A 15,955-nucleotide genomic window follows, 5' to 3' on the forward strand; every position below is an offset into this window, starting at 1 on the left:
ATCCTACCCTTCTCGCAAACTAAACTCAGCCAATGTTATAGCAGCCACCCATGAACGTTTACGGTTTTACCGGTGCGTACACGCCGAGGTCGGTATCGTTGCCGCCTGTAGTGATATTCCATTCTGCGCTGTTAAACCCATTCGGATTGCCGACGGTACGATCGAGCCTGCGCAGCGTTTGATCCGCCGAGAAAGTGGCGATATCCATCAATTGACCTTTGTAATACAATTTGACGGTTACTGGACCTGTTTGCGATACAGGAAAGTCAGGATTGCCCATTCCAAGATTGCCATAATAGGTTGCCCCTTCGCTGTTCAGCATACTCAAGTTTGAATGAACGACGAGTGTGGATTTGGTAGTCAGCACGCTAGGATCGTTAAAATTAAACGTTTGATTCATATTGGACAGCAACAGTACGAGATCATCGTATTGAATCGGTGTAGTCGTCGGATTATACAGCTCAATCGCTTGACTTTGATCGTCTTTCCATACTAGTTCCGAAATAAACGGCCCGTTTTTGACAATCGATACGTTGACGTTGACCGAATTGGTACCGCCATGACTATCATTGACGTTAAGCGTAAGTGTCGAAGTTCCTACGCCAACCGGTGTAGCCGTTAACAGCGAACCGTTGACCGACGTTTGCAGCACACCAATGTTCGAGCTGATCGCCGTATAACTTAATGTGTCATGATCCTGATCGCCAAAAATCGTCGCCAGATCAAGTGTATATGGCTTATCGAGCAAGCCGAGGCTGAACGGTGCTGGCGTTTGTTTAATATAAGGGGCATTGTTCAATGCAGGAACAGTCACCTGTACTGTAAACATTTGGCTCGCATATTTACCAGACGGATCGAATGCACGCAAAATAATCGTCAACTGCCCAGCTCCCATCGGTTGCAAATCCAGCTTATTGCCGGTCAACGTTGCACCGACCATAAATGGCATCGTCACCAATGCATCATAGACGAGCGGATCGCCATCCGGGTCACTAAACAGCTTCGACAGATCGATCGAATATACAGCATCGGTTGCGCTCAGTGTCAAATTGTCCATTTGACGAATCACGATCGGCTTGTGATTGATCGGGATCACTGGCTGCACTTGCACATTAAAACGCACATACGTACTGCCGCCTTTACCGTCGCTCGCATTGATCGTTACGCCTGTTGTGCCAGCATTGTGCGCTGACAGCACCAGTTCACCATTCGTTAGCGCTGCGCTGGCAACGCTCGTATCATCGACCGTATACGTATAGCTAAGCACATCATCATCTGGATCACTGAACAGTGTGGACAGCGAGATTGGCGCCGATGCCATGCCTGCCAGCAAATTCAGATCACTTGGTATGTTCAGTACGAGCGGGATGTGATTGAGCTGCTCATACGTAGCGGCGATGACCGTATACGTAAATGACGATTGTGCTGTATTGCCTTTTGTATCTTGAGCAGTGACGGAAATACGGGTAGTGCCGATAGCGTTTGGATGGACGCGCAGACGCGAATGCTGAATGCTGGCATCAGCAACGTACACATCCGAACTGACTGCCGCATAAGTTAGCGCATCTCCATTTTCAGCTTGAAACAGTCCGTCCAATTCGATCATGCTCTCGTCATCGCCAAGCGTAACCGAACGATCAGACAATGGACGCGTTACGACGGGAATATGATTGCGTTTGTTGTCTTTACGATCGCTAATGTTAACGGAGGGAACCGTTGTAGAACCGCCTGTACCGGACGGAGTAGATGATATTAATGCACCGAAAATAATTTGCTTGTCGTTAACGCCGCTCGGCAGCTTAATTTGCGTTGGCACAATGCGTTCGTCTAGCTGAATACGGCTGTCTGGAGACTGAACTTGAATTTGCCCGATTTCGCCTATACCTTTAATTTGCAAACGCTGATCGGTATTAATGATTAACTTTTTCATATTTGCTTGCAGTTCAATCTGAGTTACACCTGGTTGCACATTAATCTGATTGAACCCGCTACCTTGCACAACGATATGATCGCCGGACAGTGTAAGATTACCGGAAAAAGCATTGGCTGCGTCAAACACGAGCGGTGTTTGCTCAGTGCCGCTTGTTTTCAACTCAATCGCAGACAGATTCGCCAGACGATGGTTGAGCGATTCAAACGTAATCGTCGACCCGATTAATGCGTTCAGATTATCGGTTTTAAACAGTTGCTTAAGCTGTTGCCCGATCATATAATTTTTACCGTCAACAGTAACTAGATCGCCATTTACAGCGGTGATGCTAGCTGAACGTTGCTCGGATTGCAATACATTCATTATCAATTGCGCCACATCGGCACGGTTGACCGGCTGGGATGAACCGAATCCGTTCGCTCCGGCAGGCAATAGATCAAGTGCTAATGCCGTCTTGACAGCGGCATCTGCCCATCGGCTTACGTCTCCTCCATTCGCCGCAGCTCCGGTCAGATCACTGTGCATATTATCAGCACCAATTGCACGCACAAAAATCGCCGCCAACTGCTCACGGTTCACTAATGCATTCGGATTAAATTTGCCGTTCGCATCGCCGTTCATCAAACCAGCGCGTTTTACCGCTTCGATATAACCGCTCGCCCAATTGCTTTTCACATCGCTAAAAGAAGTGCTGTCCGTAACCGGTGCCAATTGAAGCGCCTTTGCCAGGACGACGGCAAACTCCATCCGAGTCATATTCATTTGCGGACGGAACGACCCATCCGGGTAGCCGGACAATATTCCTTTTTGCACAGCTGCAGTAATACCTTGCATCTGAGCAGCTGGTAGCTCATTCAGATCGTTTAATGCTACGATTGCACTGCGATTGCCGGAGACGCTTCCCTGCGAAAGATCGCTTTCCCCAGCGGCAAAACTTGCGGATGCAGGCACCCATGCCGTACCTGCCAGCACAGCTGCCAACAGCCATTTGTAAACCTCGTGATTCCACTCTTGCGCCATCGATAAACCCCCGTTGATTAGTCTGCTATATTTGATCCATATCGTATGGTCACCTGACTTTTTTTCGTAACTGCAATCAGGATAACACACACATTATCGGACGGTATTGCTTATTTTCTAAGGGTTTTTATTGTATAAACAATAAAAATTTTCCGCGCATTTGAGATTGTGTTGTTAGCTGAATGTTACTGTACGGGTGACTTTTTTCGATCTGATTGGGAATATGAGTATCTGACTTGTAGCTCATGGTGAACCGTATATGTTCAGGCATATTTAATGTCTGTTTTGGATTGGAGCAGGAGTAGCTGCTTTTAAATGGACACGAATCTGTTTTACGAGGTAGTTTAGCGAACATAGCTATTGTAATGTTGTGCAATAATTCATTGAGATCATTTGAAGGTATGCCTGCCTGCATCGCTTGTACATTATTTATGAGAGTGTTGTAGGTGCTGTTAGTTCTATGTTATGCGAACATAAGGTAGACAGATGCAGCGGTATTAACAGTAGTTAGGTGACTTTTGTGTTATGTATACATCGGAGAGTTGGTCGTACTGGCAAAGCATACTTGCTGAAATAGGTTAATAATGGTAGATAATAAAATGCCATTATTTGCTTAGGAAAGGCAGGTGCACGGAATGAGTGACATATCGCAGCAATCCGAATTTACTGCACAGGTGATCGTTGTCGGTGCTGGGTTGGCAGGGTTAAGTTGTGCGTTTGAGCTTGCTGAAAAAGGGATCGCGGTGACGGTATTGGAGGCTGCGCCGCATGTAGGTGGGCGGACAGCAAATTGGAATGAGGATGGGATGGCGGTAGAGTCAGGGTTTCATAAGTTTATCGGCTATTATGTTGCTTTGCCGGAGCTGCTCGAGCGTGCAGGGATTGAAGTAGACAAAATCGTACATTGGGAAAAAACCGCGCAAATTTGTCATCCGGAAGCGCAAGGTATTTTCGGTCTAGACCCGCTCAAAGCGCCACTTAAAACGATTGCTGGCGCGCTTGGTAACAATCATTTGTTGTCACCGATGGACAAAGCGTCGCTAATTCCGTTTTTTACGGCTGGTTTTAAAGATTATATCGCTCATCCCGACAAGTTGGATCGGATTCCGATTCGCGATTATGCGTTTGAGCATGGGGTCACGATCGATGCATTGGAGCGGCTGATTGAGCCGTTATCGTCAGGGATTTTCTTTTTGCCGGTGGAGCAGTATTCGAGTTATGCGTTTTTTGGACTGTTTGCGCCTGCTTTGCCGCGTCCGCAATTGGTGCGGATTGGTGCATTTGAAGGCGGGATGACGGATGTAATGACTGCGCCGCTTGCCCGTGCAATCGAGCAGCGTGGTGGTCAGGTGTTAACCAATGCGCCAGTGGAACAACTGAGCGTACAGGATGGACGGGTGAACGGTGTGCAGCTGCAAGATGGTACGGTTTTGCAGGCGGAGCATACGATCGTTGCAGTCGATATCGGGCAGGCGAAACGACTGGTCGGACAGCATTTTGGCGAACACGAAGGTTTGGCGGATTTGATGAAGCTGGAAAGCATGCCGTATGTGACGGTGCAGTTTGAAGCGGAGGAAAAGCTCGCTCATGCCGACCATACTTTGTTTGGACCCGGCACTCAGCTCGGTTCGTTCAGCGAGCAATCACGCACAACGTTCAAACGCGACAGTGGTCGCGCCTCGCTCATTTTGGTTAACCCGGATGAGTTGATCGATTTGCCGGATGAGGAAGTATGGAAGCGGGCGCTTACCTCACTGCAACAGATCGGTCTTTCCGGTGCTAATACGATGACGAATTATCGTGTTATCCGCAAACACAACAGTTTTTATCGCCTGTCCGCAGGTAATGAAAAACACCGTCCAAGACAGATGACTCCCATTCCAGGTTTATTGCTCGCTGGCGATTATACGAATCAGCCATTGCTTGCCACGATGGAAGGCGCTGTTATTTCCGGTCAACGCGCTGCACGTGCTCTGCTCAAAGCGCAGCAGGAAACTGTGCGTTAATTGTATGCATCATAAATGCACATGAAAAAGGCTCTGCCCCGTCACCTAGCATCCAATAGGCTAGTGATGGCTTGGCAGAGCCTTTTTGAGCGTCACCAATTTATTAGCATTACAAATTTGCCGCTTCAATACGAAGCTGATCGAAAAAGCGTGCACTCTCCACCATCGGTGTACAGTCGATATGTGCGCCCTCCAAATTAATTTCAAAAATATACTCTTTACCTTGCACAAACGACTTGACCATCTTCCAATCGATCAGCCCTTGTCCTAGCGGCAAGGAGTCGTGGAACTGCCCCATACTGTCCACCAGATGATAATACACCGCATACGGCGCTGTCCGTTCTAGCACTTCACGCAGACGTTCATTATCGCCACGAAAACTAATAAATGTATGGCTAACATCGACATTAATCGGCAGCTTGAGCGGAATGATCACCTCATCGATCAAATACGGATTGTTATAACAAAACAGCCCTTCGGTCGAATCTTCCCACAGCAATGTATCCCGCCCATACGTCAAAATCGCCTCGATTTCCTGCCGCAATGCAAGCGTGCGTGCGCGTGAAATTTCGGGATTGTCACTGCGTAAATAATTCGCATGAATGACGCACTGACTGCCTTCCTCCTGACAAATATTTACGAGTTGCTCGGTCGACTCACGGTAAAATCGATACATCTCCGGCTCTGTACTCATAATGTCCAAGTATTTGCCATTATACCGACTCGGATGGTGCAAATATACACGAATGCCACGCTGCTTCAGCTCCTGAATGCGCTCGCGAATGAGCGATTCCTGCTGCAAATCATCGGTTCGCAAATACAGCTCGATAATTTCCGGATCATATTGCAGACGGTTATCCAAACTTGCACGATTCAAATTGCTTTTTAGGCGTATGTTATTCATGATCCCACTCCTTTTCCACTTCCGTTATATGTCTGTCTTTATTTTAATATAAACTACCACTCATTCGCTAATCCCCCGCTTAGCATATCACGCTATTGTCAATGGAAGATGAACGTGGCGCTACCGTGACCAAATGACATACCAACAGACCTTGACGTTACGAATGCTAGGCAAACGGATGGCAAGGTCGATGTAGTCTATAATTCGGGTGCAATGTATAACTATATATGATCCTAATGTGCTCATTAAAAGACAGCCTGTGAATGACGTTCTCTATGTCGTAGATGATCCGTTTCCGTTGACTCCCTTACAGCCTATTCATATACCGGATTTGATCCGAGCCAGTCGCAATCGCATCGCCTATTCGCAATGACCCATTCATCTGGCAGTATCTCATCATACAGCTGTAGTTCAATCTTATCATCATCAATTACACTATTTTTAAACATAACCGGTCAGCACTATTATAAATTTGTATAACACAGCATTGTCACCATTACATACCATCGATATTAACGATATAAAATCCATATTAACCGATCCTCGTTTACAACTGGCTATTGCTAACACTGAATGTGTCGCCACCTGTCAAGCTGCCGGATTCAAAGCCTTTGTAAAACCAGCGTTTGCGCTGCTCGGATGTACCGTGTGTAAAGCTGTCTGGCACGACATAGCCGCGTGTACGCTGCTGAATCGTGTCATCACCTACCGCGCTTGCCGCTGTTAATGCTTCCTCCAAATCACCTTGCTCCAGCAAGTTTTTGCCCTGTTCATAGTGCGCCCATACACCGGCATAATAATCCGCTTGCAGCTCCAATCGTACCTGATACTTCGTATTAAATTGCTGCTCGCTCAACTGCTGACGATACGGCTCCAGCTTGTCCATCGTACCGAGCAAATTTTGCACATGGTGACCGACTTCATGTGCGACTACATATGCCATCGCAAAATCCCCTGGTGCTTGGAATTGCTGCTTCAACTCATCATAAAAGCTCAGATCGATATACAATTTCTGATCGCCAGGACAGTAAAAAGGCCCAACCGCCGAACTTGCCATCCCACAGGCGGATTGCACACTGCCACTATACAATACAAGCGTCGGATTCGTATACGTTAGCCCTTGCTGCCGGAATATATCGCTCCACACATCCTCGGTATCCGCTAGTACGACCGACACAAAATTCGCCAGCTCTTGCTCCTGCTCTGTACCTTGATAATTGCTCGCAGTCTGTGTCGTGCTGCTTGAGCTTGAACCGAGATCGCCTAACAAACTGGACGGATTGCCACCGAGCAAAATGACAATAATGATGACGATAATACCGCCAATTCCACCGCCAACAAGCTTTTTGCCGCCCATACCGCGGCGATCTTCCACATTGTTACTCGTTCGTCTTCCTTGCCACTTCATCGGCTGACCTCCTCGGGGTTGTTTGTTATTTTGATTGCTAATACGCCTGTATGCTAGTTTGTGCCAACAGTGCTATTCAGCGCTTCGGCTGGATTGGCAAATAGGATCATTGGCAATCGATGTACCCAATCAAGCGTATTATTGATAATTATGTGACGTGAATCGACATACTACGTGTTGTTGAGCACTGGCTATGTGGTTGATCCAGCTCGGCTTTCATGTGCCACAATACGATATGGACGTACCTTATTGCTTCCATCTCAACTATTGTACCCGCAATGCTGATGGGAAGAAACGAAATTTATAGGCATGAACAAACCTAGACGAATGCGGTTATACCGCCAATCATAGCGGCAAATAAGCTAGCTAGCTTATTGGTTAATCGCTAACCGTTCAGTCAGACAGCAAGGTTTGTGCGGAAATGGAATGGTTTAAAGTATTAGCAACGTGCCGGATCACTTGCATTCATGGTGAACATAAAGCAAAAAACAGCGTCATATTAGCAAGATGGACGAATATAAAAATGGAGGCGATTAGAATGGGCAAATATATACAAGTTGAAGATGGCGTGAAACTGTTTGTGCAAGACCTCGGTGAAGGAATTCCGGTGATCTTTTTGCATGGATGGCCAGCGAATCAATTGATGTTTGAATATCAATTTTCCCGGTTGCCGATAAATGGGTATCGTTGTATCGGGATCGATTTCCGGGGCTTTGGCAAATCGGATGCACCGTGGGACGGATATACGTATGATCGGATGGCAGACGATGTGCGCGCGGTCATCGATGAGCTTCATTTGGACAATGCGGTACTTGTCGGCTTCTCGATGGGCGGTGCGGTAGCGATCCGTTATATGGCACGCCATCAAGGGCATGGCATTGCCCAACTCGCGCTGATGGGCGCGGCGGCACCTGTATTTGTGAAGCGTCCTGATTTTGATTATGGACTGATGACAGCGGATGATTTGACAAACGATCTAATCGAAGCAACCTATGAAGACCGCCCGAAAATGCTAGGCAAATTCGGTCTGCAATTTACGCATGACAAAAAGCGCGCCGGCATGATGGTATGGCTGGAATCGCTCTGTTTGCAAGCGTCTCATCACGGTACGATCAAAGCGGCAATCGCTCTACGTGACGAAGACTTGCGCGGCGATCTGGCGGCGGTCAATGTGCCGACCGTTATTTTCCAGGGTATGAAAGACAAAATCTGTGATCCGCAATTTGCCCAGCTGCTGAGCGAGAGCATTACCGATGCGCGTGTGGTGCCATTTGAACAGAGCGGACATGCGATGATGTTTGACGAAATGGACAAATTCAACAAAGAACTGCTGCTGTTCCTCGATCAGATGGCAGCGACGAACCAGATTCCGCGTCCAGCAAGTCAGAATTTGTAAGCGGACAGCGCAGAACTACCGATTGCCGGATGATCCGTACAAACAAGCCGGTAAATCAACCAAGCGATCTCGCTCCTAACAGCAATAAGCTGGCGAACATCTCGCCCTATAACTTCACAGTCTAAACCTATAAATAACGACAGCTCGTCCTTGTCTCAGTTGGTGGATACCTTGAGCAGGACGAGCTTGTTTGTGTTGTCCTTTTTCTTTTAAATCAATCCAATCTTATCAATAGCGAGCAAGCTTTGATTGCTGGGATTTTATTGACTGTATTAGTATTCCCTATAGTTTACTTATTTAAACAAGTTCGCTCAAAAACTAATTAGTCGCACATACTTAACGATGAGAACAATTCATCATCATTCAACTCCTCTTTCCTAAATTCCAACTTATTTAATCTTAATTAATTACATATATTAAAATTTAAGTAATAAATTTAAATTAATACAAACTAAATATGCCTTTCACAAGTACATGCTTTTCGACTTGTAAAAGACATATTCACCGTCCACCTATTCATCACTTAAAAATATTATAAAACCTCGACCCATCCGCAAACGTTACCGCCATACACGTTACCGTCACGACGATCGCCATACTGATCGCGATGTAATCGCCTGTGCGCAGTGGGCGGGCGCGGTACCAAGTGCGCTTTTTGCCGCGACCGAAGCCGCGTAGCTCCATCGCGGTGCTAATTTTCTCGATCCGTTCTACACTCGTCAAAATGAGCGGCAGCAAAATGGACACGATATTTTTGAGCCGTTTGCCAAACTTTTCTTTGCGCGAAATATCGATACCACGCGCTTGAGCAGAGAACGAAATATTTTGAAAATCCTGCTGGATATCCGGAATATAGCGCAGCGCGATGGCGACCGAATATGCCACTTTGTAACTAACGCCAAGTCGACTAAGCGAAGCGGCAAATTCGCTCGGATCGGTCACAAGCAGGAACAGCAAGCCGATCGGCACGACGACAGCATATTTTAGCGCCACATTAAACTGGTAAAATAACTGCTCCCAAGTGAGCGTATACCAGGCAAACAGATGCACAATATTATGCCGTGTACCATACAACTCTACCCCATACAACGGAGCAAACAGAAAAATCGCAATCTGATTCAGCACAAAAAAAGATCAAAATCAATACGAGCACAAACGAATAACTCGACAGCGGCACCCGTGACATAGCAAAAATAACGATCGCAATGACCAACATCACCAGCAGGCAGCGCGTATCATAAATAATCATCGCCGTCAGCGCCCATAATACAAAAAACAACAACTTGCTCGCCCCGGTTAGCCGATGAATAGGCGTATTTTGGTTCGTATACGTGAGCATTTTCGTACTCATGGATGACGTAGCCCCCTGTCATAAGCGATAAACCGTCCGACAAATTCCGCTGGCTCGGCAATGCCCGCACGCTCGGCAAGCGTATGCAGTGACGTCTGCTTGAGATTGGCGGCAGCGATAATATGACGCTGTACGAGCACACGGGATGGACAATCGTCCGCGATCTTTTTCCCGTCTGCCATCACGATCGCACGCTGACCGTATTCCATCATCAGATGCATATCATGGGTAATCAAAATAATCGTCATCCCCTGCCGGTTCAACTGATTCAAAAATTCCATCATCTCGTTATAATGGCGGAAATCCTGTCCGGCGGTCGGTTCGTCCAAAATAATAATTTCCGGTTCCAGCACGAGAATCGAAGCGATCGTCACTCGTTTTTTCTGTCCGTAGCTCAGTGCCGAGATCGGCCAGCTGCGAAACGGATACAGACCGCACACTTTAAGCACATGATGCACGCGCTCGCGGATCGTATCTTCATGTACACCACGCGTCCGCAGCCCCAGCGCCACTTCATCATACAGCAGCGGCTTGGACAGCATATGGTTCGGATTTTGCATCACAAAGCCGATTTTGTCCGCTCGCTCTTTGATCGTCGATCCGCTTAGATCACGCCCGCCTAGCAATATCCGTCCGCTGTCAGGTTTATAAAAGCCGCAAATCAGCTTCGAAATCGTCGACTTGCCTGCCCCGTTGCGTCCGGCAATACAGACGATCTCCCCTTTACCAATCGCAAACGATACATCATGCAAAAGCGGCTGCCCTTTTTCATAACTAAACGAAACATGCTCCAATTCTAGTACAGTTTGCTCGATCATCGGTAGCGCTTCTTGTGCGATACAGTCATACCAACGCTGCAATGGCTCCACACAGTTGGCAAGCTGAATACGGTCGATATGACCAGGCTGCATCGGCTTCGTAATCTGACAACCGGCATAATGCAGTGCAGTCAAATATAACGGCTCACGAATACCTGTCGTCCGCAGCAGCTCAGTGCAAAGCAGCTCATCTGGCGTCATATCACCGATAATACGCCCTTCATGCATAACGATAATCCGATCGACTGGACACGCCAACACTTCTTCCAGCCGATGTTCGATAATAACGATCGTTTTGCCGGTGTCACGGTGAATGCAATCGATCAGCTCGACCGTCAGCTTGCCAGTATGCGGATCAAGGCTTGCAAGCGGCTCGTCAAACAGCAAAATGCCCGCTTCGCTGACGAGCACGCCAGCAAGCGTCGTCTTTTGCTTTTGCCCACCGGATAACGAATGCGGCGATGCTTCCAAAAAATGGGCAAAATCGACCGTATCGGCAGCAGCAAACACACGCCGCATCATCTCCGCTTGTGGTACAGCATCATTTTCCAGCTTAAAAGCGATATCTTCCGCCACCGTCAAACCGACAAATTGCCCGTCCGGGTCTTGCATCACCGTGCCTACTTCGTCCGACAATAGCGCAATGCCGCGCTCGCTAACCACTTGTCCAGCTACGTGCAATGTGCCGCTCGTCTCCCCTTCGTACATAAACGGGATCAGCCCATTGATGCAATGCGCCAATGTGCTTTTACCTGAACCGGATGGCCCGATAATCAGCACTTTCTCGCCTTCATAAACGGTCAAATTGATCTCGTGCAGCGTCGGCTCTGCTTGCGCACGATATTGAAAGCTAAACTGCCCAAATTCAATGACTGGTTTTCTCATACCTTTCCTTCCTCCTGGCTTATAAACGAGCCGCCATCACGCTACTCGCAGCCTTGCTCTAGCTTTAATCTCTATATCAATATGCGCATTCTCGCTGACCGGCGATAACGATCCGCACGATGTTGAATCGTTATCACTTGCAAGCGCTCGCTACCAATGAGCATCCATTACTCGGACAGACGAGCCATCCATCTCCGGCTCACCTGCATAGCTTGCTATCTAGAAGTGTCCATTACACTACATCCTTGCACGTCTATCTCTATCAAAATCGAACAATGAAGCATGTCATCCTGTCAACGAAAAAGACCGGTGATACCCACCGGTCTATCGCTTACTTACTGTAGCACTCACTGTAACACTCTATTGCAGCACACGGCAACTGCCGTCCTGACCGATATTGCCGTACACGACACACCGATCAAGCTTCCCGGCTCAAACTGCCGCGCTTCGTTCTTGTTTTGGCATATGCAATCGCCAGCAGTGTACCGATGATCGCTACCGACAACGTATTGGACACCGCTGCCCCAATTCCTTGTACAAACACTTTGTTCGCTGGCTCCGAATAGATCAGAATGTCCAGCACAGGCGCAACGATCAGCCAGCATACAATATTGGCGGTTAGCTGTGCCACATTAAAGCGGATGATCTCCTTGCCGCCAAATTCCCCATCTGCAATGCGAATACGGCGTGTCATCAGACCGACAATCAAACCGAACAATGCTGAAGCGATCACCCAGCTAAACCACGGTGCACCATAGAAAATAGCATCCTTCAGCGTGTGACCGATTAAGCCGATCAATAGCCCTGCCCACGGCCCGTACAAAAGCGCAAACAACGCCAGCAACGCATAGGTCGTTTCGATATTCGTGTCCGGAATAAAACTTGGTATCGAAGCAAAACGGCCCAGAATGACAAACAGTGCCGAACCGATCCCGATCGCAACGATCGTTTTCACCGATAATCCGCTTGATCCTGCCATCCTCTAACCCCTCTTTTCATCTAAAATAAACAGTTAGCGGTATGTACCGCATTCCTTACTTTCTGTTCGATTATACAATCGAATGTTAGGAAATACTATAGTTTCCGCGCGTAATGACAGACTTTTGACACCGTAAATAGGTGTAATTGCAGCAACACCCCCTCTAAAAAGATCGCGATCGCTAACCGCTACAACGTTCGACTCGTCACACCGAAGTTTATCGCTATTTCGTTAAAAGGAAACTAGATCATTTTAATCGATATGTTAATCAATGATATGAGTATGCTTATACCGGCTATTTTTTAAATTTAATCCCTGTTTCCCATAAAAAACAATGCATTATGTATTTCAATTACATATGAAATAACGTACTATTTAACTAGTTAAGTTATCACACCTTTAGACCTATAAAATTCATTATACATTTAGGTATACACCGTCTATATTTGGGTATTATTAACTAAACAAATTAAAATTAGAGGGAATGAATATGCCTAAAAAGGCTCAAACCGCAAGGCCGCTGTCACTTCTGTTTATGATCGGCTTCATCGTTATATATTATGTGTGGATTTGGGCTTGGTCGGATAACGAAATCGTACGCACACTAGGTGGCAATCTGCTAAGTGTGACCGGCACGATTATCGCTTGTTACTGGTTATATATCGCCTGGATGAGCAGCAAACGCAGGCATCGACCGTTTTGGTTGCTACTGCTACTTGGTTGTATCAGCTATACAGTCGCTGAGCTGATTTGGCTTACTTATGAGAACGTGATGAATGTCAAAGTTCCTTTTCCAAGCTATGCCGATATTTTTTATGTGATCCAAGTGCTCTTTTATATGCTGGCGTTTTTTTATAAACTGCAACGAGAAAAGGGTAGTTTGTCAGTTATTCGGCTTTTGCTCGATATTGCCATTTTGATGACGGTGTTAACGACGTTAAGCTGGCATTTTCTGATTCGATTTATTATCGCTTTGACAGGAATGTCGTATATTTCGCCGGAAGTACTGCTGTCGATCACTTATGCGATCAGTGATCTGGTGCTGCTTGGTGGTGCGTCAAGTTTGTATTTGAGCAAGATACGGACGCTCTCTAGTAAGGTCGTGCTGTTTTTATGTGCTGGGCTGTTACTACAGGTGGTCGGTGACACTTTATTTTTGTATAGTATTACGCTTAACAATGACAATTCAGGTAGCTGGTTGGACCCGTTGTTCACCGCGGGTCTGCTGCTAGCTGGCTATGCAGGCATCGTGCATATCGATGAGCTGAAGCAGCCGTGTGATCCAAATGTATCTCGTGTATTAAAACCCGAGCAGCCACGGCTGGACATTCCGCATCTGGTAATTCCGTATTTGGGCATTACAGCGCTATTTTTGTTTATGATCTTGAATGCAGATGGACGGTATATGTTAACGATCGGAACAGGGCTAGCGATTGTGCTCGTAATGATCCGGCAGGTGATGGTCATTATAGAAAATCACCGACTGGCACGCACGCTGTACGACAAAAAACTTGAGCTGGAAAATAGCGAAAATCGCTACCGTTCCATCGTTGATTTTCACCCCGATGCGATCATGGCGATCGGCTTGGACGGACGAATTGAAAGCGCCAATCCACAAGCGGAACTAATGCATGGTGTCAGTGAACAAGAGATGATCGGCAAGTATGCGATCCATTATTTCTGTGATGCGCAAACTAACAATGTGCTGAAACGAATTGAGATGGTGTTGCAAGGACATCCGCAAATTTACGAGACAACACTTAGCAATTGCCGGGGGGATTCGTTTCCGGTGCGTATGACGAATGTGCCGATTATCGTACAAGGTAAAGTCGTCGGTATGTATGGCATCGCCAAAGATATTACCGAGAACAAACGCCATGAAGAACAGGTTCATTATCTCGCCTATCATGATGCATTGACCGGGCTGATGAACCGTGCCGCCTTTGAGAGCGAGCTGAGCGAAACCGTTCAAGTTGCCCGTGTTAATGAGGAGCTGTTTTCGATTTTGTTTATCGATCTGGATCGCTTCAAAAATATTAACGATACACTTGGTCATGATGTCGGTGACCAACTGCTGCGTTCAGTCGCGCAACGTTTACAGAGCTGTGTACGTGATAACGATATGGTTGCACGGCTGGGCGGTGACGAATTCACACTGCTCATTCGCCATATGAAAGATACACGCGAAGCATCGGTCGTAGCACAGCGTATTTTGGATAGTATGAATGCGCCGCATTTTATTCAAGGCTATGAAATTATCGCTACGCCAAGTATCGGGATCGCCCTCTACGATGGTGAAGATGAATCTCCGATTACACTGATGAAAAAAGCCGATATCGCCATGTATCAGGTGAAGAAGAACGGCAAAGGGCATTATCGCTTTTATAACGACAACGATCTGATCTATTCCAAAAAGCTAATGCTGGAAAAGGAACTGAGCCAGGCGCTTTATCGCAATGAATTGATGCTCCATTATCAGCCCCAAATCGATGCAACACGTGGGAGTGTAGTCGGTGTCGAAGCGCTCATTCGCTGGGAGCATGGAACGCTCGGTATGATTATGCCGGGTGAGTTTATCCCGATTGCCGAGGAAACCGGGCTGATGTTACCGATCGGTGAATGGGTGCTTAGGGAAGCTTGTGAACAAGCGAAGCGCTGGCAAAATGAAGGGCATTTGATCAAAATCGGCATTAATTTGTCGGCACGGCAATTTGAGCAAGAAAACTTTGTCACCACCGTCGCACGCATTCTGAAGCAGACCGGTGTTAATCCCGCCTATATCGATCTGGAAATTACCGAAACGATAGCGATGACGAGTATTAACAATGTCATCGTTAAGCTGAATGCGCTGAAACAGCTCGGTGTATCGATCTCTATCGATGATTTTGGCACCGGGTATTCATCACTCGCCTATTTGGAAAACTTTCCGGTCGACAAGCTCAAAATCGCCCGTGAATTCACTAGCCGCATCGGTAGCAGTCGTGCCAACCATATGATTATTAGCTCTATCGTCAATTTGGCGCGCAGCCTGAATATGAATGTGATCGCTGAAGGAGTGGAAAATCACGAACAAGCATCAGCGCTCAAAAAAATTCGTTGCCATGAGATGCAAGGCTATCTGTTCAGCAAGCCGATCTCTGCGGAAGAATTGAGTAAATTGCTGATCAAAGCTCCTTTTAAAGTCGATTTTAAACAGAAGCCGACGTTATAAAGTGGCGTTTCTAACAGCGTATACGGTATCCGATCGGATGGCATCAT

General features: G+C 47.0%; 8 protein-coding genes and 1 pseudogene. 3 read left to right on the forward strand and 6 right to left on the reverse strand.

Features of this window, described 5'->3' with window-relative positions; all coding sequences use genetic code 11:
• Positions 1-58 precede the first annotated feature (58 nt).
• Positions 59-2,950, reverse strand: a complete 2,892-nt coding sequence (locus tag U1I11_RS15465) for an S-layer homology domain-containing protein (protein ID WP_322907044.1) — start codon at positions 2,948-2,950, stop codon at positions 59-61.
• Between the two features lie 635 nt (positions 2,951-3,585).
• Here U1I11_RS15465 and U1I11_RS15470 point away from each other — a divergent pair.
• Positions 3,586-4,956: a hydroxysqualene dehydroxylase gene (locus U1I11_RS15470; RefSeq protein ID WP_322907045.1), complete on the forward strand. Its 1,371-nt coding sequence runs from the start codon at positions 3,586-3,588 to the stop codon at positions 4,954-4,956.
• 109 nt (positions 4,957-5,065) lie between these two features.
• On the opposite strand, the gene U1I11_RS15475 is transcribed toward U1I11_RS15470, so the two are convergent.
• On the reverse strand, positions 5,066-5,860 hold the full coding sequence (locus U1I11_RS15475) for a TIM barrel protein (protein WP_322907046.1): 795 nt from the start codon (positions 5,858-5,860) through the stop codon (positions 5,066-5,068).
• Between the two features lie 547 nt (positions 5,861-6,407).
• Positions 6,408-7,268 carry a KPN_02809 family neutral zinc metallopeptidase gene (gene ypfJ / locus U1I11_RS15480; protein WP_322907047.1) on the reverse strand — a complete coding sequence of 287 codons (861 nt, stop codon included), beginning with the start codon at positions 7,266-7,268 and terminating at the stop codon, positions 6,408-6,410.
• Between the two features lie 538 nt (positions 7,269-7,806).
• On the opposite strand from ypfJ, the gene U1I11_RS15485 reads away from it, so the two are divergent.
• Positions 7,807-8,664 (forward strand): alpha/beta fold hydrolase, encoded by an 858-nt coding sequence (locus tag U1I11_RS15485; protein WP_322907048.1) that lies wholly within the window; start codon positions 7,807-7,809, stop codon positions 8,662-8,664.
• A gap of 519 nt (positions 8,665-9,183) precedes the next feature.
• On the opposite strand, the pseudogene U1I11_RS15490 reads toward U1I11_RS15485, so the two are convergent.
• From U1I11_RS15490 to U1I11_RS15500, 3 genes and pseudogenes are all read right to left on the reverse strand, one after another.
• Positions 9,184-10,015, reverse strand: a pseudogene (locus U1I11_RS15490) (energy-coupling factor transporter transmembrane component T family protein).
• Positions 10,012-11,718 carry an ABC transporter ATP-binding protein gene (locus U1I11_RS15495; RefSeq protein ID WP_322907049.1) on the reverse strand — a complete coding sequence of 569 codons (1,707 nt, stop codon included), beginning with the start codon at positions 11,716-11,718 and terminating at the stop codon, positions 10,012-10,014. The pseudogene U1I11_RS15490 and the gene U1I11_RS15495 overlap by 4 nt, the downstream one beginning before the upstream one ends.
• Before the next feature lie 418 nt (positions 11,719-12,136).
• A complete protein-coding gene (locus U1I11_RS15500; protein WP_322907050.1) occupies positions 12,137-12,697 on the reverse strand; it encodes an ECF-type riboflavin transporter substrate-binding protein in 561 nt (186 codons plus the stop codon).
• A gap of 490 nt (positions 12,698-13,187) precedes the next feature.
• On the opposite strand from U1I11_RS15500, the gene U1I11_RS15505 reads away from it, so the two are divergent.
• A complete protein-coding gene (locus tag U1I11_RS15505) occupies positions 13,188-15,908 on the forward strand; it encodes a DUF4084 domain-containing protein (RefSeq protein WP_322907051.1) in 2,721 nt (906 codons plus the stop codon).
• Positions 15,909-15,955: the final 47 nt, after the last annotated feature.

This window comes from Paenibacillus campi, from assembly GCF_034659835.1.
In the GTDB taxonomy this organism is placed as follows: Bacteria; Bacillota; Bacilli; order Paenibacillales; family Paenibacillaceae; genus Saccharibacillus; species Saccharibacillus campi.